The 18,606-nt window shown below is 67.9% G+C and carries 20 protein-coding genes and 1 pseudogene; 9 read left to right on the forward strand and 12 right to left on the reverse strand.

Features of this window, described 5'->3' with window-relative positions; translation table 11 throughout:
• Positions 1-8: 8 nt before the first annotated feature.
• Positions 9-2,366, reverse strand: coding sequence for an ATP-dependent DNA helicase (locus tag NGM06_RS06275; protein WP_254269456.1), 2,358 nt, complete (start codon positions 2,364-2,366; stop codon positions 9-11).
• Between the two features lie 236 nt (positions 2,367-2,602).
• Here NGM06_RS06275 and NGM06_RS06280 point away from each other — a divergent pair, with 236 nt between their 5' ends.
• Positions 2,603-3,058 (forward strand): universal stress protein, encoded by a 456-nt coding sequence (locus NGM06_RS06280; protein WP_254269457.1) that lies wholly within the window; start codon positions 2,603-2,605, stop codon positions 3,056-3,058.
• 76 nt (positions 3,059-3,134) lie between these two features.
• On the opposite strand, the gene NGM06_RS06285 is transcribed toward NGM06_RS06280, so the two are convergent.
• Both NGM06_RS06285 and NGM06_RS06290 read right to left on the reverse strand, forming a co-directional pair.
• Complete coding sequence (locus NGM06_RS06285; RefSeq protein WP_254269458.1) at positions 3,135-3,656, reverse strand: GNAT family N-acetyltransferase; 522 nt, start codon at positions 3,654-3,656, stop codon at positions 3,135-3,137.
• Entirely contained in the window at positions 3,653-4,021 is a 369-nt protein-coding gene (locus NGM06_RS06290; RefSeq protein WP_254269459.1) for a universal stress protein, read from the reverse strand. The genes NGM06_RS06285 and NGM06_RS06290 overlap by 4 nt, the downstream gene beginning before the upstream one ends.
• 105 nt (positions 4,022-4,126) lie before the next feature.
• Between NGM06_RS06290 and NGM06_RS06295 the strand changes: the two genes are divergently transcribed.
• Positions 4,127-4,966, forward strand: coding sequence for a DUF5806 family protein (locus tag NGM06_RS06295; RefSeq protein WP_254269460.1), 840 nt, complete (start codon positions 4,127-4,129; stop codon positions 4,964-4,966).
• 222 nt (positions 4,967-5,188) lie between these two features.
• Positions 5,189-6,138, forward strand: a pseudogene (locus tag NGM06_RS06300) (NAD(P)/FAD-dependent oxidoreductase).
• Between the two features lie 21 nt (positions 6,139-6,159).
• Here the strand turns inward: NGM06_RS06300 and NGM06_RS06305 are convergent.
• From NGM06_RS06305 to NGM06_RS06315, 3 genes are all read right to left on the reverse strand, one after another.
• On the reverse strand, positions 6,160-6,786 hold the full coding sequence (locus tag NGM06_RS06305; protein WP_254269461.1) for a DUF7529 family protein: 627 nt from the start codon (positions 6,784-6,786) through the stop codon (positions 6,160-6,162).
• A gap of 151 nt (positions 6,787-6,937) precedes the next feature.
• Positions 6,938-7,381, reverse strand: coding sequence for a DUF7112 family protein (locus NGM06_RS06310; RefSeq protein ID WP_254269462.1), 444 nt, complete (start codon positions 7,379-7,381; stop codon positions 6,938-6,940).
• A 60-nt stretch (positions 7,382-7,441) separates the two neighbouring features.
• Positions 7,442-7,846: a 30S ribosomal protein S6e gene (locus tag NGM06_RS06315; protein WP_254269463.1), complete on the reverse strand. Its 405-nt coding sequence runs from the start codon at positions 7,844-7,846 to the stop codon at positions 7,442-7,444.
• A 171-nt stretch (positions 7,847-8,017) separates the two neighbouring features.
• On the opposite strand from NGM06_RS06315, the gene NGM06_RS06320 reads away from it, so the two are divergent.
• Positions 8,018-8,716: an SOUL family heme-binding protein gene (locus NGM06_RS06320; RefSeq protein WP_254269464.1), complete on the forward strand. Its 699-nt coding sequence runs from the start codon at positions 8,018-8,020 to the stop codon at positions 8,714-8,716.
• Between the two features lie 18 nt (positions 8,717-8,734).
• Here NGM06_RS06320 and NGM06_RS06325 read toward each other — a convergent pair whose 3' ends face one another.
• Complete coding sequence (locus tag NGM06_RS06325; RefSeq protein WP_254269465.1) at positions 8,735-9,487, reverse strand: DUF8081 domain-containing protein; 753 nt, start codon at positions 9,485-9,487, stop codon at positions 8,735-8,737.
• Between the two features lie 151 nt (positions 9,488-9,638).
• Between NGM06_RS06325 and NGM06_RS06330 the strand changes: the two genes are divergently transcribed.
• Positions 9,639-9,833, forward strand: a complete 195-nt coding sequence (locus NGM06_RS06330; RefSeq protein WP_254269466.1) for a hypothetical protein — start codon at positions 9,639-9,641, stop codon at positions 9,831-9,833.
• 39 nt (positions 9,834-9,872) lie between these two features.
• Here NGM06_RS06330 and NGM06_RS06335 read toward each other — a convergent pair whose 3' ends face one another.
• The gene (locus NGM06_RS06335; RefSeq protein ID WP_254269467.1) at positions 9,873-11,345 is read right to left on the reverse strand and encodes an aldehyde dehydrogenase family protein; all 1,473 of its coding nucleotides are present in this window, start codon (positions 11,343-11,345) and stop codon (positions 9,873-9,875) included.
• A gap of 140 nt (positions 11,346-11,485) precedes the next feature.
• On the opposite strand from NGM06_RS06335, the gene NGM06_RS06340 reads away from it, so the two are divergent.
• The 3 genes from NGM06_RS06340 to NGM06_RS06350 all read left to right on the forward strand — a co-directional run bounded on the left by NGM06_RS06340 (position 11,486) and on the right by NGM06_RS06350 (position 14,346).
• Positions 11,486-12,223: a sporulation protein gene (locus NGM06_RS06340; protein ID WP_254269468.1), complete on the forward strand. Its 738-nt coding sequence runs from the start codon at positions 11,486-11,488 to the stop codon at positions 12,221-12,223.
• A gap of 157 nt (positions 12,224-12,380) precedes the next feature.
• Complete coding sequence (locus NGM06_RS06345) at positions 12,381-13,334, forward strand: LolA family protein (protein ID WP_254269469.1); 954 nt, start codon at positions 12,381-12,383, stop codon at positions 13,332-13,334.
• Positions 13,335-13,446: 112 nt separating this feature from the next.
• On the forward strand, positions 13,447-14,346 hold the full coding sequence (locus tag NGM06_RS06350; RefSeq protein ID WP_254269470.1) for an RNA ligase family protein: 900 nt from the start codon (positions 13,447-13,449) through the stop codon (positions 14,344-14,346).
• 15 nt (positions 14,347-14,361) lie between these two features.
• On the opposite strand, the gene NGM06_RS06355 is transcribed toward NGM06_RS06350, so the two are convergent.
• The 3 genes from NGM06_RS06355 to NGM06_RS06365 all read right to left on the reverse strand — a co-directional run bounded on the left by NGM06_RS06355 (position 14,362) and on the right by NGM06_RS06365 (position 16,735).
• The gene (locus tag NGM06_RS06355; protein ID WP_254269471.1) at positions 14,362-14,742 is read right to left on the reverse strand and encodes a hypothetical protein; all 381 of its coding nucleotides are present in this window, start codon (positions 14,740-14,742) and stop codon (positions 14,362-14,364) included.
• A 104-nt stretch (positions 14,743-14,846) separates the two neighbouring features.
• Complete coding sequence (locus tag NGM06_RS06360) at positions 14,847-15,827, reverse strand: ABC transporter permease subunit (RefSeq protein ID WP_254269472.1); 981 nt, start codon at positions 15,825-15,827, stop codon at positions 14,847-14,849.
• Positions 15,824-16,735 carry an ABC transporter ATP-binding protein gene (locus tag NGM06_RS06365; RefSeq protein WP_254269473.1) on the reverse strand — a complete coding sequence of 304 codons (912 nt, stop codon included), beginning with the start codon at positions 16,733-16,735 and terminating at the stop codon, positions 15,824-15,826. The genes NGM06_RS06360 and NGM06_RS06365 overlap by 4 nt, the downstream gene beginning before the upstream one ends.
• 237 nt (positions 16,736-16,972) lie before the next feature.
• Between NGM06_RS06365 and NGM06_RS06370 the strand changes: the two genes are divergently transcribed.
• Positions 16,973-18,253, forward strand: a complete 1,281-nt coding sequence (locus tag NGM06_RS06370; RefSeq protein ID WP_254269474.1) for an MBL fold metallo-hydrolase — start codon at positions 16,973-16,975, stop codon at positions 18,251-18,253.
• 47 nt (positions 18,254-18,300) lie between these two features.
• Here NGM06_RS06370 and NGM06_RS06375 read toward each other — a convergent pair whose 3' ends face one another.
• Entirely contained in the window at positions 18,301-18,579 is a 279-nt protein-coding gene (locus NGM06_RS06375) for a hypothetical protein (protein WP_254269475.1), read from the reverse strand.
• Positions 18,580-18,606: the final 27 nt, after the last annotated feature.

Here is an 18,606-nt window from a genome sequence, read left to right on the forward strand (position 1 = left end):
CGGACTCCCTACTCCCGCCCGCGCCAGAACCGCTCCAGTCCGAGCGACAGCATGTCGGGACTCACGGGTTGGAACTCCTCGCGCTCGGTCTCGGGGAAGTACTTCCGGACGCTGTCCCACGAGTCGCGGGCGTAGCGCGAGTCCACGAGGACGCGGACGCCGACCTCCTCCGGGCCGCGAATCACCCGGCCGAGCGCCTGCCGGGCCTTCCTGACGGCGGGGACCGTGAGCGCGTACTCGAAGCCGTCGCCGAACGCGCGGTCGTAGGCCGTGCGGACCGCCTTGGTCCGTGGGCTGGCGGTGTTGATGATGGGGACGCCACAGACCACCGCGGCGTGGAGTTTGTCGCCCTCGTAGTCGACGCCCTCGGTGAGCGTCCCCCGGAGACTCGTCACCAGTACCTTGCCGTCGCCGCCGAAGAACTCGGCCTTGAGGTCCTCGGTCACGTCGTCGTCGGTACTCGCGTCCAGCAGGACCGCCTTCTCGACGCGCGGGTTCTCCCGGAGGGTCTCGGCGGCCCACTCGGCCTCGGCGTAGTTGGGCATCCCGACGAGGACGTTGCCCGGCGTCTCGGTCGCCACCTCGCGGAGCGCGTCGGCGTACATCCGCCGGGCCTGTGTCTCCTCGCCCGGCGCGCCCCGGTTGTCGTAGGTGAACTTCGGGGCGTCCACCGCGAAGCTCTCGCGGTTCTCCTCGGGGAAGTTGAGGCCGTACGTCCGCTCGACGACCGGGCGGCCTTCCTCGCTCGCCATGTGGTTCAGGCCGGTCACCTCCTCGAACACGTCGATGGGTTCGAGGGTCGCGCTCATCAGGACGCCGCCGCCGAACTCCGCGAGCTGCTCGCCGATGGCGTCGCTGGGCACGCAGTTCTGCATGGCGAGGCTGGCGTTGTACGCGCGCCGCCACGAGGTGTCGGGTTCCTTCTCGTTCCACGTGCGTTCGAGTTCTATCTCCCGGAAGTAGCGCTCGTGGTCGTTGCGGTACCACTCGCCGAGGACCCTGCCCGCGGCGGGGGCGGCGCGCTCTTTCTCCTCGTCCTCGGCCTCGTTCAGGATGCGCGCGACCACTGCGCCCACGGCCTCGGCCTTGACCCAGACGCCGTCGTGGTGGCCCGCCGACTCGGCCCACTCGGAAATCTCGTCGGGTTGGGGTTCCGTGGGGTCGCGCAGGGGAATCTCGTCGTCGGGCAGGTCGTGGAGGTTCGACTTCCAGCCCCGATGCTCGCGTTCGAGGTGGGCCGTGACCCGGCGATCCAATTCCTCGCGGAGGTCCCGGACGAAGTCGCGGGTCGCCTCGATGTCCGACAGCGACACGTCGCTGTCTTCGAGTTCGCCCCGGACGAGGTCTGCGTCGGCGGTCGTGTGGGTCTCCTTGTCGCCGTCGAACTTGACGGGCTGGATGACTCGCGTGAGTTCCGACTCGGCGTCTCGCAGCGTCTTGTCGCCCACCGCGTCGCTCACGAGGTCCCGGACGCGGGGTTCCAGCATGTGGGCCTCGTCGCAGACGACGAACGTGGAGTCGTCCAGCAGCGCCCCCGTGAACCCGCCGGTCGTCACGGGGTCGAAGGCGTGGTAGTAGTTGCCGACGACGACCTCGGCGTGGCCCAGTATCGCGCCCATCATCGAGTGAGGGCAGGTGCCGTGCTGGACCGAGAGCGAGACCAACTCCTCGGTGTCGATGTGTCCCATCCCGTCGAAGTCGAAGGGGACCGCCTCCACGGGGTCGCCGTCCTCAGGCACGTCTTCGAGGAACTGGGCGTAGAAGGGGCAGTACTCCACGCCGTCGTACTCGGGCATCTCCGGCGGGTAGGGCGTCGGTTCCCCCGCCGTTTCGAGGTACGACGCCGCGGCCCGGCCCTGCGCGCCGGAGTCGGCCAGTCCGGTCTGCTGGCTCCGGGCGCGCGAGACGAGGTTCTCCGCGGTGGTCGAACCGCCCTCCCCGGTTATCGCGCGGGTGTCCTCCCGGAGCGACTCGCACCGCTCGTAGACGTTGCCGTCGTCGATGCCGCCCGCGTTCTCTCGGTTGTAGGGGCAGACGTCGGCCTTCCCGACGAGGGTCAGTCCGGTCACGGGGTCCCAGTCGTCCGGCAGGTTCGAGTTGATGGTCCGGAGGTCCGTCTCGAACTGCCGGAGTTGCTGTTTGACGCTGGTGAGGACGACCACCCGCTCGTAGTCGCTGTCCGGGTCGCGGACGAGGTGGATGCCCGCGGTCAGCGCCAGCATGGTCTTGCCAGTTCCGCAGGCACCTTCCACGACCGTGAACCCGCCCTCCCCGGCGGTGTCGATGGCCGTCTCGATGCCGTCCACCTGCTCGTCGTAGGGGTCCGGGTGACCGAACACGTCGCGCCACGAATCGCTGGACGTCACTGGCCCGGGGTTGGTCGTCTTCGGGTTTGAACGTTTGGAATCGCGGAATCGAAGCGCCGAACCGCCCGCCCGGAACGCGCGCCGCCGACGGCGGTTCGGTGCTACGCTTCGACGGTTTCGGACCCGTTCGCCGGGCCTTCGACTCGTCGGAACGGTGTCAGTTCCGGGCAAGCCGGGGCAGTTCCGGGCGGATTGCGAAGCGAGGATTTTTGCCGGGCGGCCTCACACGTACGCACATGACCGAACCGCCGCTCGAAGTCGATAGCGTCCTCGTCCCAGTCGACGGGAGCGACGAGTCGGCCGACGCCGTCGAGTACGCCGTCGCCGTCGCCGAAAAGTACGGCGCTTCGGTCCACGCGATGTACGTCCTCGGCGAGGAACTCGTCCGGAGCATCGAGAGCGGAGCGGTCGCCGAGGAGGACGTCGTCTCGGAGACCGAGACGTTTCTGGACCGCGTGCGGGACCTCGCGGCGGACTCCGACGTGAGCGTCTCCACTTCGAACGCGTACGGGTTCTCGACCGTCAGAAAGACCCAGCACCCCGGAAGCGCGGTCCTCGACGCCGCCGAGGACATCGACGCGGACTTCCTCGTCATCCCCCGCGAACCCCTCAGCGGCGAACCCGGGGAAGTGCTGGAGAAGGCCGCCGAGTACGTCCTGTTGTACGCGAGCCAGCCCGTACTGTCTGTTTAGGCCGTTCTACCGCGAGCGGACGAACGTGAGAGCGGAGCCAGAGGACCGGAACGAACAGTGCGAGCGAAAGGTCGTCTCACAACCGCAGCACCATCTCCAACTCGAAGCTCTCGGTGCCGTGGGTCTCGAATCCGACCGACTCGTAGAGGTTGACGGCGGCGTGGTTCCAGCGTTCGACCGTCAGCCAGACCTGCTCCACGCCGTTGGCCTGTCCGTGACCCAACAGCGCCCGGATGAGTCTCGACCCGGTGCCCGCGCGCTGGTACTCCTGATGCACGAAGATGGCGAGTTCGTAGGAGTCTTCGTCGGGGACTAGCGTGGCGTGGCCGACCGCTCGGTCGTCGTGCCACGCGACGACGTTCAGGCCCTCCAGCAGGTTCTCGAACCAGTCGCGGACCTGCGACTCCGTGGCTGGCGGGATGCCCTGCGCGCGGTCCGCGGGGTCGAAGTCGGTGTACATCTCCACGAGGGCCTCGAAGTCCCCGTCCTCGTACGGTCGGATCTCTATCTCGCGGTCCTCCTTGTCGGTGAACGACACCGGCGGCTCCCGGAAGGAGTCGGCCTCCTCGTCGGGGTACTCGCGGTCCTCGCGAGTCATCGTACCAGTTTGACGCTGACCGGGGAGTTCAGCAGGACGAACTCCGAGATGTGGCCCAACTGTATCTTCCCCATCGGACTGCGCTGGCCGCCGCCGAGGACGATCTGGTCGAACCCTTCGCGTTCGGCGAGGTCCACGAGCTGGCTTCCGGGGTCGCCCGAGAGGTGCCGGACCCCGGCGGTGAACTCGGCGGATTCGAGCGCGTCGAACACCGCCGATTCGATGGCCTCGGTATCGCGGTCGCTCTCGGGATTTTCGAGGATGACTACCGTCAGGTCGTCGCCCGTGGCCTTCGCGCGCTCTATGGTCTCGTCGAGGGCGCGGAGGGAGTCTTCGCTGCCGCCGATGCCGAGTAAGACGTTCATACCTCCCCCAACCGGCCCCGGCGTCAAAACAGTTGTGTGGGCGCTACAGTGTGTGAACCACCGCCAGACGACACGCTTTTCCACCTCCACTCGTAACCCCGATTCATGGCAGACGACCAACCGCGTCCGACCGAAAACGACAACCAGGACGCCCGCGGTGAAACGCCTCGCACCCCGGAAACCGACAGCGAGGTCCGACGACCCGACGACGATTCCTCCGCGACCGACTCGGAGACCGAACCGGCCGACGCTGCGACCGCCGACACTGAGACCGACGACACCGAACAGGAGCGCGACGAACCCGACACCGGCGCGGAGACTGACGGACCCGAGACCACTCGGCCCGAGCAGGAGCGCGACGAACCCGCCGAAACGCCGTCCGCGGACGTCCCCGCCGACGTCCAGAAGTACGCGAGGTTCCAGAAGATGGACGGCGCGCAGTACGACCGGGTCAACGAGTTCCTGCGCGAGCGGACGTACATCACTGCCCGCGAGTGGGCCATCGCCCGCCTCTGCGCCGACTTCCGGACCGAGACCGGCGTCGAGATGACCAAAATCGGCGAGAACCTGCCGGAACTCGTCCCGTTCATGACCGACACCTACACCCCGCAGGCGGTCAATCAGGCCCGGTCCTCGTTCGAGGACAAGGTGCGGCAGGCCGGTGCCACGTTCCTCTACGGCGCGATGTCGGGGTTCTTCACGGCCGAGGAACTCGACGACATGATGTACGAAGTGACCGAAGTCGCCAAGTTCCTGCTCGAAGTCGAGGGCGTGGACCTCTCGGTCGAGGAGGAGTTGGAGGCCGAAGACCGCATCTCCGACGTGATGCGCGAGGTCCGGTCGGCCAGCGAGGAGCTCCGTCACGACGAACTGGCGTGCCCGAACTGCGGCCACGAGATGGAAGCCAAAGACGACGCCGACGCGAGCGCACAGGCCGACGACTGAGCGCGCCGTCGCCGAACCGGGAACGAGGGGGGTTACTACGCTCGGCGACGCTCTCTCGACGGGATTCTCCCGCCGAGCGATGGTCCCGTTCGTCCGCACTCGGAACCGCTACCGACGAACCTGCTAGCGAAGCGGCCGCCGCGTCGAGACCACGGAGCGCAGCCGCGCCGTTTTTTAGGCCGACCAAAATATCTAAGTAGCTATTCGGCCCAGCTACATCGTATGACAGATTCTGGAGGCTCAGACGCGGATTTCGAGTACGACGTGGCCATCGTCGGGGGCGGCCCGACGGGTTGCTCCGCGGGCGTCTTCACGGCACGGTACGGTCTCGACACGGTCCTCTTCGACCGCGGCCGGTCGTCCATCGCCAGTTGCGCGCATCTGGAGAACTACCTCGGTTCCCCGCGGGTATCGACGTCGAGACGCTGTACGCGCTGATGCACGACCACGTCCGGGAGGTCGGTTGCACCCTCGTCTCCGAACGCGTGACGACCGTCGGTCGCGTCGATTCTGACTCCGAAGGCTTTCGCGTCGAAACGGCGGAGGGACGCGAGGTGACGGCGCGTCGGGTTATCGCCGCGACCAAGTACGACGGCGAGTACCTCCGGGGTCTGGACGACGACGCGGCGCTGTTCGAACGAGACGAACACCACGGCGAGGGGCGCGACCGATTCGCCTGCGACTACCCGGACGACGACGGGCGGACGCCCGTCCCGAATCTCTACGTCGCCGGGGTACTCGCGGACCGCACCGACCAAGCCGTCGTCGCCGCCGGTCACGGGGCGGCGGTCGGCCAGAACGTCATCAGGGACGTCCGCCGAGAGCGAGGATACTGGGACGAGGCGCTGGAACCGTACGACTGGCGGCGTCGCGCCGCCGAACTCGACGACGAGTGGGACGACCGCGACCGATGGGTGGAGTGGTTCGACGCCCACCGAGTCCCCGACGACCTCGACCGCGACGAGGCCACGGTGGAACGCGTCCGCGAGGAGGTCATCGACCGCTCGCTCGAGACGTACCTCGACGCCGACGAGATAGCGACCCGTCGAGAGCGCGGCCAGCGACGACTCGCCGAGCATCTCGACGACGACGCACTGCTCGACGCACTCGACGACGAGACGATTCGTCGGCGAGCGGAACAGCTATCGGAGACTTCGACTACGGAAAACTGAACGGGGGTCGCTACCGGAGCGTCACTGTTCGACGGCGTCGCCTTCCTCGCCCGTCGGCGGTCCGAAGTTCCCGGGTTCGTCGTGGGTGAACTCGATTTGCTCGTTCGTCAGCGTCCGAACGTAGGTCCGCATCTCTCCGGCGGTCTGGGCGGCCGCGAGCATCCCCTGTGCGTTCTGGGCGTCGTAGTAGGCCGGGTAGAGGACGGCCGTCTCCGCGTCGGAGTCCTCCATGGCGACCACGAACAACACGAGTCCGTCTCCCGTCGCTCGGAACACCTCGTAGGCGTCGAAGGTAACCTCGGCTTCGAGCAGCGTTTCGAGTTCCCCGAACTCGTCGTCCGGGACCAGCACGTCGATACCGAACCGCTCGTCGTCCTCGTCGGGCACGAGCGCGGTCACGTCGCCGGGGTGGAGTTGCAGGGTGTCCCACCCGTCGTTCTCGTACTCGCCAGCCGTCGCCTCCATGTCCGCGAGGATGTCGTCCCAGAACTCCGCCGCGCGGAGGTGCGTGCCGGGAACGTCGCCCGTCTGCTCGAACGCCGCGGCCGGGTCCTCCTCGGCGAGTGCTTCGAGTTCCTCGTCGGTCAGGTCCTCGGAAACCGACCCGTCGTCCGCCAACTCGTCGTGGTCCTCGGCGTCGTCGCTCATGGTTTGACACGGGACGTTACGGGCTAAAAGTCTTGGTACTCGGTGTCGGGACGAAGCTCCGGGACGGCCTTTCAGGACGGAGTACGCACGAGAATCAGACTTCCGCGAGAAATCCGGCGCGCGTCTCCCGTCGGTCGCGGTTTCCCCCCGCTCACCCGTCCAGTTGCTCTGCGATGTCGCTCAGACTCTCTTCGGGCGACTCCGTGGCCTCGTAGAAGGTCCGTTCGCCGGGTTCGCGCAGGCCGTACTTGAATCCGGGTTCGATGACGTCCACGAGGACCGACTGGCCGAACTCGACGCCGGTCCCCTCGGCCCACGTCGAGAGGTGGTTCTCGCCGTCTTCGGGGTTGCGCGCGAGGGTCGGCGACTCGTAGAGGCCGCGAATCTCGCGGCCGTCGTCGGTCAGCGGCGATTCGATGCGGGCGCGGTACTCGGTGTCGTCGGCGACGACGCGGACGAGTTCGCCGTCCGGAAACCGGTCGTCGGCGTGGTCCGCGGGAATCTCGACTTTCGGGCGGTCGAGGCCGCCGCTTCGGACGAGCGTCGCGCGGACTGTCGTCAGCGAGGAGTGGTCGCTGGAGATGCGGTCTGCCATAGCAAGTGCTGACCGAGAATTCGAGCGTGAGAGAGAAAACCGCTACGGTCGAACCGCGCTCTACTCGTCGTCTTCCTCGTCGTCGCCTTCGCCGAAGAGGTCCTCGACGGACTCGTCGCCGCGCTCGGTGATCTTGACGTTGAGTTGGGCCGTCGCGTCGCTGGCTTCCCCGCCGCGGACGGTCACGCGCTTGCGCTCGCCGTCGCGCTTGGGTTCGTAGCCGACGCCGCCGTCGAGGAGGACTTCCTTGAGGTTCGGACCCGAGACGTCGCCGCGCATCGGGCGACCCGCGTCGTCGGAGCCGCCGGTAATCTCGACCGTGTAGCCGTCGAGACCGACTGCGCCGCCGTCCACTTCCTCGCCGATGGATTTGCCGAGGAATCGGTTCGCGTCCTGTCCGTCCACGTCGCGTTGGTAGGTCGCCCCGGAGTCGGGGTCCGCGACGACGACCTGAAAGTCTGCCATACGGGTCAGAAAGAGGACGCTACCTAAAAATACGTCGAAGTGCCACGGGTCTCGGGTCCGTCCCCGGGTCGGACGGGGAGGGCGACGGGCGACTCGGCGGCGCGTAGATTTCGCTCCGGTCGGCGTGAACTCGTCGCGCGAACTTTTCACCCTCTCGGTCGTACCCGACGTATGCGCACCAGAACCAAGGCGCTGCTGGCGGGCGCTGGCGGACTCCTCGCCGCGTGGGTCGGATGGGGAGCCTACGTCGGTCGCACGACCGAGCGCGTGCCCGCAGAGACCATCGACACGTTCGACGGCGTGGAACTCCGGCGATACCCCCGGACGGTCCTCGTGGAGACGACGGCCGACGACCAGTCCACCGCCTTCGGTCGCCTCTTCAGGTACATCTCGGGCGAGAACGCGGCCGACGAGGAACTCTCGATGACCGCGCCCGTGGCGACCGACGCGGCGGGGACCGACGTGCCGACGACGGCCCCGGTCCGCACCGCGCTGACCGGCGGCGAGAACGTGCCGATGACCGCGCCGGTCCGCACGACCGCCGGGTCGGACGGGCGGGACGGCGGCGTCACCATGGCGTTCTACCTCCCGGCCGAGTACACGCCCGGGAGCGCGCCGACGCCGACCGACCCCAGAGTCCGACTCGTGGTCGAACCGCCCCGAACGCTCGCGGTCCGGCAGTTCTCGTGGTACGTGACCGACGACCGCGTCGAGCGGAACCTCCGGGAGATGCGCGACGCCCTCGACGGCCGCGAGGTCGACCCCCGCGGGCGTCCGGTGGTCTTCCAGTACGACGACCCGTGGACCCCGCCGTTCATGCGCCGCAACGAGGTCGCGGTCGAGGTGGAACTCGGCGAGGAGAACCGGTGAGTACGCGGGCGACCAACCTCAGAAACGGTCCAGACTGGCGTTGACGCGATAGCGTTCGCTCTCGTCTGCGTCGCCGCCTTCGGGACTCACCTTTCTGACCCACGCGGTGTACCTGTCGGGCAGGTCGTCCAACTCCACGCGAATCTTGAGGACGGTCGCCTCGCGGGCCTTCGCCCGCATGGCCTCGCGTTGACTCCGCTCGAACGACCCGTCCCCGGCCTTGACCTCGCACCAGTACTCGGTGAGGACGGGTCGGTCGGGTCCCGACCGGACGACCGCGCGGCAGTCGGGTTCCCACCGCCGGTCCGACCGGACCGACACCGGGTCGGGGTCGGTGTCGAGTTCGACCCGGAGGTCCTCGGCGTCGAGTTCGCTCTCGGCGAGGTCGGCGTCTACCTGCGCGAAGTGGGTCAGCAGCGGCGGGTTCACCGCGGGCGTGCAGACGAGCGCCTCCCCCAGCGCGCCGTACTGGTTGGCCTCGGTGTCGAACGTCAGTCCCTCGGTCGGCGACCCCTCCGGGGTCCGCGTCCGGCGCTCGGGCCACGCGACCAGATAGCCGTCCACGTCGTCGGGGTCCTGCGGTGCCGCCCGCTGGACCTTGACCGGCGAGTCGCCGTCGTCCGAGAGTTCTCTGGCCCGGCGGTGGGCGTCGGCCTCGGAGTCGAACGCCACGCGGTCGCTCTCCGAGCGCGCGAACCGCCGGACCGCCCGGTTGGCGTCCCGCGCGCTCTCCTTGACGGCGACGGTGAACGGGTCGGAGTCGAAGGTCATCACGGGAGTGGTCTCGGGCGCGGTATTTGTATCTGAACATCCGTTTTCCCGGTCCGCGTTCGGTCGTCCGGTTTCCAGACGAACCGAGTCTGACTACTCGCAAAATCATTGGAATCAAAACACGTTTGCCGAGGCCGCGTAACCCCGATGTATGAGCGACGATGGAGAGAACGCGGCTCGGACAGTCCGGCGGGTCGGCGCGCTGATTGTTCTCGTCCAAGTAATCGGGACGGTGGTCGTTGCGACCGGCGGTGAGATTGCCGGACTCTTCGCGGTCCTGCTACTCGCCGGAGTCGGAAGCCTCGTCTATCTCTTCTTCAGTTTCACCGAAAAGCGGTCCGCGTAATGAGACCGCTTTCAGATGGCGCTTCGGAGACCTTCGGCCCTAAAACGGGTAGTTGCGCTTCTCGGTCTGGGTCGAAATCCACTTCGTCTGGGTGAGTTCGTGGAGAATCGCGTCGCCGTCGTACCGGCCGATACCCGACGCCTTCATGCCGCCGAACGGGACCGACGGCTCCTCGTTGACGGGTTGGTCGTTGACGTGGACCATCCCGGCCTCGATTCGGTCCGCGAGTTGGCGTCCGCGGTCGAGGTCCCCCGCGTGAATCGCGGCCGCGAGACCGTGTTCGGTGTCGTTCGCCATCTCGACGGCCTCGTCCTCGTCGGCGAACGGAATCACCGGCGCGACCGGGCCGAAGTGTTCGTTGCAGGCCGCGGCCATGTCGTTGGTGGCGTCCGAGAGGACCGTCGGTTCGACGTAGAGGTCCTCGTGACCCCCGCCGGTTTCGAGCGTCGCGCCCTGCTCGACCGTCTCCTCGACGTACGCCAGAATCTGGTCGCGCTGGTCCTCGTCGATGACCGGGCCGACCACGTTCTCGCGCTCGCGCGGGTCGCCGATGGGGAGACTCCCGGCGCGCTCGGCCAGTTGCTCGACGTACTCGTCGTACAGGTCCTCGTGGACGAGGTGGCGGTTGATGGAGATGCAGATCTGGCCCTGATGCAGGAACGACCCGAACACCGCCGAATCGACCGCGGCGTCCACGTCGGCGTCCGCGGTGACGACGTAGGGGTTGTTCCCGCCGAGTTCCATCGCCGGGAGCGCGAGGTTCTCCGCGGCCTGCGCGGCGACCCGCCTGCCGACCTCGGTCGAACCGGTGAACGCCATCACGTCGAGTTCCGGGTGGGAGGCCATCCGGTCGCCGACGTCGGACCCGCGGCCGGTCACGACGTTCAGGAGACCGTCGGGGAGTCCGGCCTCCTCGAAGATGCGCGCGAGCAGGAGACCCCCCGTCACGGGCGTCGAGGAGGCGGGCTTGAGGACCACGGCGTTGCCGGTCGCGAGCGCGGGCGCGACCGCCCGCATCGAGAGGTTGAACGGGAAGTTCCACGGCGAGATGACCCCGACCACGCCCTCGGGGACGCGCTCGATTTCGTTCTGCTTGCCGGGAATCATCGAGTCGGACGTTTCCGTCTCCATCCGTCCGGCCAGCGTCGTCGCGTGGTGGCACATCCCCTGCGCGGTCTGCCACTCCGCGAACGCCTTGGCGTTGGCGCTCCCGGACTCGACGGCCAGCGCCTCCAGAACGTCGTCGCGCCGGTCGTCCAGAACGTCGATGGCGTCCTCGATTACCGACGCGCGCTCCTCGGCCGACCGCTCGCTCCACGACGCTTGCGCGGCCGCGGCCGCCTCGTAGGCCCGGTCCACGTCGTCTTCGGTGGCGGCCGGAACCTCGGTCACTCGCTCGCGGGTCGCCGGGTTCTCGACCGCGATGGTCTCGCCGTCGGCCGCGGCGACCCACTCGCCGTCGAGGTACATCGCGTTCCAATCACCGTCGATAGTGAAGGTTCTCTCAGTCACGCTCTGCTGTTGGAGTTCCAACGTGAAAATACGGTCGGACGGCGACCGGAAGCAGGGCCAGACGTGTGCCACCGAGGGAGGGAGGGGACGCAGAGACACCCAAAGATACTCAGCACTCGCGCGTGACCTGTCACGTGGACATGAAGAAAGTTCTCGCGAGCGTCGGTATCGGCAACGCCAGCGTCGATACCGTCCTGCCCTCTGCGACCGTCACGCCCGGCGAAACCATCGACGCGGAAGTCAACGTCAGCGGCGGGTCCGCCGAACAGGAAGTCGGCGCGATTCGGTTCGAGTTGGAGACCCGGTACGCCACCGAGGAAGGCTACGACGACGCCGACATCGACCGGTTCACGCTGACCGACGATCTGACCATCCCGCCGGACCACGAGGAGACGCGCTCGGTCTCCATCGACGTTCCCTACGGAACGCCCGTGACGCTCGGGAACGTGGACGTGTGGGTCGAGACCGAACTCGACATCGACTGGGCGGTGGACCCCGAGGACAAGGACCACCTCGAAGTGAAACCGACCCCGCGCCTGCAAGCGGTCTTCGACGCGATGGAGGACCTCGGGTTCTCGTTCCGGTCGGCCGAGTGCGAGGCCGACCCCTACGACCGATACGGGTCCGGCAACCGGTTCGTACAGGAGTTCGAGTTCCGGCCGCAGTCGGGTCCCTTCCGCGGCGAGTTGGACGAGGTGGAACTGGTCGCACGAGAGAACGCCGACGAACTCACGCTGTTCGTGGAGATAGACCGCCGCGGCGGTCTCCTGAGCGAGATGGCCGAGACCGACGAGTCGAAGACGAGTCTGACGATTCGAGACCCGGACGCGGCGACGATTCGTGACGACTTGGAGCGCGTGCTGGAGCAGTACGCCTGAGTCGGCCGAGACGGCCCGCCGTCCGAACACATTTTCCAAACACGAATGTCAATACGTAATCGAAGGTACGGTCGAAATATGCCCCGTTGGTCCCCTCCGAGACGGAACAGCGAGTATCGACGCCGCGAACGAATCGACCGCCAGCGAGGTGGTCGTGATGACTGAACGCCGGTCGCGCTTGGTCGCGGCGAGCGCCGCTCTCGCGCTCTTGCTCGTCGCGGCCGGGTGCGTGGGCGGTCTCTCGGGTGAGACCGGGACGACGACAGACGCGCCCGACTCCGCGGTCCCGACGAGCGACGCGACTTCGACCGCCGACTCGGCCGGTACTCCCTCGGCCGCCGAAATCCTCCAGCGCGTGCAGGAGAAACAGCGGTCGGTCGAGGGCTACAGCGCGACGCTCTCCTACGGAACGAACATCTCCCTGACGAACGGGAGTTCGCTCTCGCGCCAGCACAGCGAGCGACTCGCCGTGAGATACGGGAACGACAGCGCGCCGTCGTCCTACCGCCGGGTCTCGCTCTCCGACGGCGACCGACGCCGAGTCGAAGTGGCGAACGCCGACCAGTTCGTCTCCTACAACGTGACCAGCGAGCGGTATCGGTACACCGAGCGGTCGGGCGAGGACCACTTCGGGCAGCACTACACGCTCGACGAAGTGGACAGGGCGGGCGACCCCGAAGTCCTCACGCGCGAGAACCACGCGAGTTACGAGGGCACCGAGACGGTGAACGGCCGCGAGGCGTACGTCGTCACGTTCGAGGCGAAGGAACACCCGAACGGCCCCGAATCGACCGCCACGGCGTACTTCGCCGAGCAGACCTACTGGTTCGACACCGAGACCGGCATCCTGCTGAAGCACGTCGCCCACAAGCCGGTCCGGCGGTTCAATCAGGCGATGTCGGAGTACCGAGACCCCCGCAACGACACCGGCGGACTCCGCGACGATAACGGGGACGACGCGGTCTACCTCGAACACAAGGTACGAACGACGCAGCTCTCGAACCTGACGGTGAACCCCGACTTCGAGTCGGGAACCTTCGAGTTCGAACCGCCCGAGGACGCTCAACCGGTGGGCGCGCCCGAGGACGACGAACCGGAAGACGACGAGTAGCGTTTCACCGCGTGCCGGATTTCTTCGTCTCCACTCACTGGCAGCCGACGGTTCGGTTCCGGCGGCGTTCGCTGCCAAACGCTTACCTCGGCCCGCCGACAACCCACGTCCCATGAAGCAGTTCCCGGCCGTTCCTCGCGCCGAAGACGCCCCCTCGGACCTCCTCGACTCGGGCCACCTCTGGATTCAGGAGCAGGTGGACGGTGTACACCTCCGTTTCAGACTCCGGGAGTCCGGTCTCCTCGAGTTCGGCGACCGGCGTCGGACCTACGACGCCGACGAGATTCCGCTCGGATACCGCCGCGCGGTCCGGCACGTCCGCGAGGCGTTCGACCGGGAGGCGCTCCGGGCGGCGCGCGAGGACCCCTCCTCTGTCGTCTTCTTCGGCGTGGCGACGGTGCGCCGCGCCATCGACTACGACTGGGACCGGACGCCTCCGTTTCTGGGTTTCGACGCGTGGGACGCCGCCGAGCGAGACTCGGCGGGCAGTCGGACGGAAGGCGACGACGCGGACGGCGGGCGCTTCCTGCCGCCCGATGCGGTCGAGCGGGCGTACGACCGCCTCGGTCTCGACGCCGTGAACGCCTTCGAGAAGGAGGTCCGTGCGACCGACTTCGACCCCGAGAGCTACGAGGTGCCCGACTCGGCGTGGTACGACGGTCCCGCCGCGGGCGTCGTGGTCCGGAACAAGACCGGCCAGCGCGCGGTGATTCCGCACCCGGACGTTCGGGGGAGCGACGACGGGTCACCCGCGGACGACCCGGTTCCGACCGAGGCGTCCGCCGACGAACTCGCCGCGGCGTACGCGACCGACGAGCGAATCCGGAGCGTCGCCCGCGAACTCGAAACCCGCGGGCGTCCGGTCGCGTTCGACGCCGTATTCGACCGACTCGTCAGGGACATCGCGCGCGAGGAGTACGCCGACCTCTTCGACGGCGACCGGTCTGTCGATACGTCGGCGTTCCGCTCGGCGGTGGCGGCGCGGACGCAGGAGCGCCTCGACGCGGAGTAGTCGGCGGTCGGCGACTCAGAACCCGAGCGTCCGCCGGAGCCGCGTCACGAGACCGCTGTCGGAGGTGGGGAGTTCGCGGGCCAGCGCGTCGAGTTCGCCGTCGCCGAACCTGTCGTCGGCGCGGGCCTCGCGCAACCATCCCTCCCACTCGCTCTCGGTCAGGGTGCCCCGCGACTCGGGACCCCACTGCTCGACCAGCGCCTCGCGCTCCCGGAACGGGATGTCCATCTCGCCGCCGCCCCAGTGGAGCGGCGAGAGCCAGAACTCGTACTCGGCGTCCTCGTTCGCGGACTCGTCACCGCCCGGGAACACGACGCGGTAGGGGTAGCCGTTGTAGAGGAACACGTCGTCGGACGTGACGGTGTCGCCGTTCGGGAGTTCGAGGGTCCGAGTCATTAGTTGGAGGATAGTTAGAGCGCCGGACGCTTGAGGATTTCCCGCGAGGAGCGCCCGTTCGTCCTGTGACGGCGGACCCGCCAGCTATCTTGCGTGGAACGCACTCAGAGCAGGTCGCGGTTCCTGTAGTAGAGGATACCTGCGACCGGCGCGAGCACCGTCCAGACGAGGAGGACCACCGCCGCGAACGGGTAGCCGGTCGCCACCGTCGAGACTCCCTCGAACGGTGTCGAGAGGAGCGGATGGCCGTCCCCGACCGGTGCGAACAGCGTCGTGAGCTTCACGTAGGCGTTGATTGGGTTGAGTCGTCCGACCCAGAAGTACCACTCGGGTAGCGGGAACTGGTCCTCGACGCCCTGCAGGAGGACGAACTGGAACGCGGGCCACCCGGCCCGGAGGACGGCGAACACGGCGATGACGACCGCGACGGCTCGGTTCGAGCTGTCGGCGTACGCCGACGCGGTGAGTCCGATGCCGACGAACAACAGCGCGTACGGGACCGAGACGAGCGTGAGACCGACCATCCCGAGCAGCGAACCGCTCTCGAAGGTGAACGCGACGACGACGCCCGTCAGCGCGAGGCAGACCACCAGCGGGACGACCACGACCGCCGACCGCGAGAGGTACTTGCCGACGTACGCCTCGTCGCGGGAGTTCGGCAGGCCCAGCAGGAAGCGGACGCTCCCCGTCTCGCGCTCGCCGACCAGCGCGGCGTAGCTCCCGACGAGACAGACCAGCGGGAGCACGAACGACAGCCCGGACCCGACCGCGAGGACGGCGAGTTCCATCCCCGGCCGCACTCCGGTTCGGGGGTCCGAGAGCGCGAGCGCCCCCGCGACGGCGAGGACGGTGAACGCGACCACGACGCCCGCTATCTGCTTCGGGTTGCCGAGGAAGACGAGCGCGGCGATGGACCCGACGGTGAGGAGTCCGCCCACCCCGGCGAGCGCGGCCACGTCGGACGCCAGCGCGAACAGGCCGACTGCGACCACGGTGGTGAGCGCGACGATGGCGCTCACCGCGGTGCCGGTCCGCGAGCGGTAGACGCTCGTCAGGTCGCGCCGGAACACGTCTGCTCGGCTCACGCGGTCCCCTCCGTGTACTTCGAGAACACGTCAGAGAGCGAGGCGTCCCGGACCTCGAAGTCCTCGAAGACGCCCGCGTCGGCCACCGCGTTCAGCGCGCGGAGTTTCGCCTCGCCGCCGTCGTCGCAGTCGATTTCGATCCGACCGTGGCGCGCTCGGACCTCGCGGACGCCGTCGAGTTCCCGGAGGTCGGCCACCAGCGCGTCGGGGACGGCCGACACCCGCACCGAGAGCGTCGTCCCCGCGCCGAGTTCTCGCCGGAGTTCCTCGACACCACCAGAGGCCGCGAGCGACCCGTCGAGCAGGATACCGATGCGGTCGGCGACGGCGTCCACCTGTTCGAGGATGTGGCTGGAGAAGAAGACGGTCGCGCCCCGTTCGGCCTCCTCGGTCACGACCTCTCGGAGGGTCCGCGCGCCGTTCGGGTCGAGTCCGGTGGAGGGTTCGTCGAGGACGAGCAGGTCGGGGTCGCCGACCAGCGCGACGGCGAGCGCCATCCGCTGGCGCATCCCCTTCGAGTAGCCACCGGCGCGCCGGTCCGCGGCGTCCGCGAGTCCGACGCGTTCGAGGAGCGCGTCGGGGTCGTCGCCGGCGTCCTTCGTGTCGATGGCGTGCTTGACGTGTTCGCGGCCCGTGAGGTTCGGGTAGGCTCCGTAGCCTTCGAGCAACAGCCCCGACCGCTCGCGGACCGCCACGGAGTCGCGCTGGGCGTCGCGGCCGAACACCCGAATCTCGCCGCTCGTCGGTTTCGTGAAGTCGAGCATCGCGTTGATGGTCGTGGACTTGCCCGCGCCGTTCGGGCCGAGGAAGCCGAACACCTCGCCCTCCTCGACCGTAAGCGAGAGACCGTCTACTGCCGTCACGTCGTCGAACCGTTTGGACAGATTATCTATCTCGATGACTGACATTGGGGTCTTGGTATCGTTGGCACAGCGGCGCGGAATAAGTCTTCTCACCGTCTCGAAGCAGTCTTCGGTCGCAAATCTACGCAACCGCCTGCTCTCGCTGGGTGAGGGACGCACCTTCTTGGCGGACTGAAAGGGCCGAGGACTTTCGAGGGTACAGTTCCCCATTCGAGAGTGCGTCTGCTTGCTCGCGTGTCGGAACCGACGGACGAAAAGGCTCGCACCGAGTAGCCCCCGGTAATGAACGTCGAATTTCTCGGTGGTGCCCGCGAAATCGGGCGGAGCGCGGTCCTCGTGGACGACTCGCTCCTGCTCGACTACGGGATGGCCACCGGCAACCCGCCCTCCTTCCCGGTCGGGGACCCCGACCCGGACGCCGTGGTCGTGAGCCACGGCCACCTCGACCACGTCGGGGCGGTCCCCTCCCTGCTGTCGGGCGACGCCCGGCCGCCGGTCCACTGGACGCCGCCGACGCGGGACCTCGCTACGGTGCTGGCCCGCGACACCCTCAAACTCCACGGCGGGAGCTACGACTGCCCGTTCACCGAGGCCGAAATCGAACGCCTCTCGCAGGTCTCGGAGACCCACGGCTACCGCGAGACCTTCGAGGCCGCCGGGTACGAGGTCACCTTCTACGACGCGGGCCACATCCCGGGGAGCGCGCACGTCCTCGTCGACAGCGAGGGACGCAGTCCCTCGGGCAATCGGACGCAGTCCGATGACGACGGCGAGACCCGCCTGCTCTACACCGGCGACTTCCACACCGAGGACACCCAACTCCTGTCGGGAACGACCGCGCGGCCGGAGGCGGACGTGGTAATCACGGAATCGACGTACTCCGACGTGGACCACGACCCCCGCGAGGCCGTCGAGGAGCGATTCGCCGAGAGCGTGCGCACGACCATCTGGGAGGGCGGCACCGTGGTCGTCCCCGCGTTCGCCATCGGTCGGACGCAGGAGATGCTCATGGTCTGCGAGACCCACGACATCGACTGCTACGTCGATGGAATGGGACAGAGAGTGACTCGGATTGCGCGCCGGTACCCCGACTTCCTGCGCGACGGGGACGCGCTCCAACGGGCGAAGTCCCACGCCAGATTCGTGACCGGACGAGACGGACAGCGCAAGCGCATCGCCGAGAAGAACACGGCGATAGTGACCACGAGCGGGATGCTCTCGGGCGGTCCGGCGATGACGTACGTCCCCGAAATCCGCGGGAACCCGACGAACAAGATTACCTTCACCGGGTATCAGGTCGAGGGGACGCCCGGTCGGGAACTGCTCGACAGGGGCCGTGCGGAAATCGACGGCCGGGTGATGCCGGTCAGCGCGCAGACCGAGGCGTACGACTTCTCGGCGCACGCCGACCGGGACGGTCTGCGCGACTTCCTCGACTCGTACCGCGACGCCGAGATTCTAGTGAACCACGGCGACCGGTGCGAGGCGTTCGCCGAGGAACTCCGCGAGGCGGGGTTCGACGCGACCGCCCCGGAACTCGGGGAGCGCGTTACCGCAGAATAACGCGTAGGGCGCAGAATCGGCGGCTCAATAGACAATATGCGGAAACGCTACCCGCCGCCGTCCCCACCGAAGCTCCCTTTCTGCATCTCCAGTTCCTTTTCGCGGCGGGTTCGCTCGTCGTCCGAGTCCGGTGTCGGTTTCTCGGTCTCTCGTTCGGATTGCCGAACTGCCAGCGCCCAGCCGAGACCGTACACGACGACGGCGCACCCGATTCCGGGCACCGTGCCGAAGAGAGCCGCTCCGACGAGAAACGTCGCGATACCCAACACCGGGCCACCGAGAAGAGCGTACCCGAGATTCTCGGTTGCGAACCGTCGTATCCTCATGTCGAACCGTTGTGAACCGCGGCGCAA

This window comes from Halorussus aquaticus (assembly GCF_024218795.1).
GTDB classification, from domain to species: domain Archaea; phylum Halobacteriota; class Halobacteria; order Halobacteriales; family Haladaptataceae; genus Halorussus; species Halorussus aquaticus.

Excerpts from the sequence above, each read along its gene's own strand:
- NGM06_RS06295 (WP_254269460.1), top strand. The coding sequence starts at position 4,127 with ATGGCAGACGACCAACCGCGTCCGACCGAAAACGACAACCAGGACGCC.
- NGM06_RS06375 (WP_254269475.1), bottom strand. The coding sequence starts at position 18,579 with ATGAGGATACGACGGTTCGCAACCGAGAATCTCGGGTACGCTCTTCTC.
- NGM06_RS06285 (WP_254269458.1), bottom strand. The coding sequence starts at position 3,656 with ATGACTCGCGAGGACCGCGAGTACCCCGACGAGGAGGCCGACTCCTTC.
- NGM06_RS06355 (WP_254269471.1), bottom strand. The coding sequence starts at position 14,742 with ATGACTCGGACCCTCGAACTCCCGAACGGCGACACCGTCACGTCCGAC.
- NGM06_RS06310 (WP_254269462.1), bottom strand. The coding sequence starts at position 7,381 with ATGGCAGACCGCATCTCCAGCGACCACTCCTCGCTGACGACAGTCCGC.
- NGM06_RS06365 (WP_254269473.1), bottom strand. The coding sequence starts at position 16,735 with ATGTCAGTCATCGAGATAGATAATCTGTCCAAACGGTTCGACGACGTG.
- NGM06_RS06280 (WP_254269457.1), top strand. The coding sequence starts at position 2,603 with ATGACCGAACCGCCGCTCGAAGTCGATAGCGTCCTCGTCCCAGTCGAC.
- NGM06_RS06345 (WP_254269469.1), top strand. The coding sequence starts at position 12,381 with ATGACTGAACGCCGGTCGCGCTTGGTCGCGGCGAGCGCCGCTCTCGCG.
- NGM06_RS06305 (WP_254269461.1), bottom strand. The coding sequence starts at position 6,786 with ATGAGCGACGACGCCGAGGACCACGACGAGTTGGCGGACGACGGGTCG.
- NGM06_RS06370 (WP_254269474.1), top strand. The coding sequence starts at position 16,973 with ATGAACGTCGAATTTCTCGGTGGTGCCCGCGAAATCGGGCGGAGCGCG.
- NGM06_RS06290 (WP_254269459.1), bottom strand. The coding sequence starts at position 4,021 with ATGAACGTCTTACTCGGCATCGGCGGCAGCGAAGACTCCCTCCGCGCC.
- NGM06_RS06325 (WP_254269465.1), bottom strand. The coding sequence starts at position 9,487 with ATGACCTTCGACTCCGACCCGTTCACCGTCGCCGTCAAGGAGAGCGCG.
- NGM06_RS06340 (WP_254269468.1), top strand. The coding sequence starts at position 11,486 with ATGAAGAAAGTTCTCGCGAGCGTCGGTATCGGCAACGCCAGCGTCGAT.
- NGM06_RS06315 (WP_254269463.1), bottom strand. The coding sequence starts at position 7,846 with ATGGCAGACTTTCAGGTCGTCGTCGCGGACCCCGACTCCGGGGCGACC.
- NGM06_RS06330 (WP_254269466.1), top strand. The coding sequence starts at position 9,639 with ATGAGCGACGATGGAGAGAACGCGGCTCGGACAGTCCGGCGGGTCGGC.
- NGM06_RS06320 (WP_254269464.1), top strand. The coding sequence starts at position 8,018 with ATGCGCACCAGAACCAAGGCGCTGCTGGCGGGCGCTGGCGGACTCCTC.
- NGM06_RS06350 (WP_254269470.1), top strand. The coding sequence starts at position 13,447 with ATGAAGCAGTTCCCGGCCGTTCCTCGCGCCGAAGACGCCCCCTCGGAC.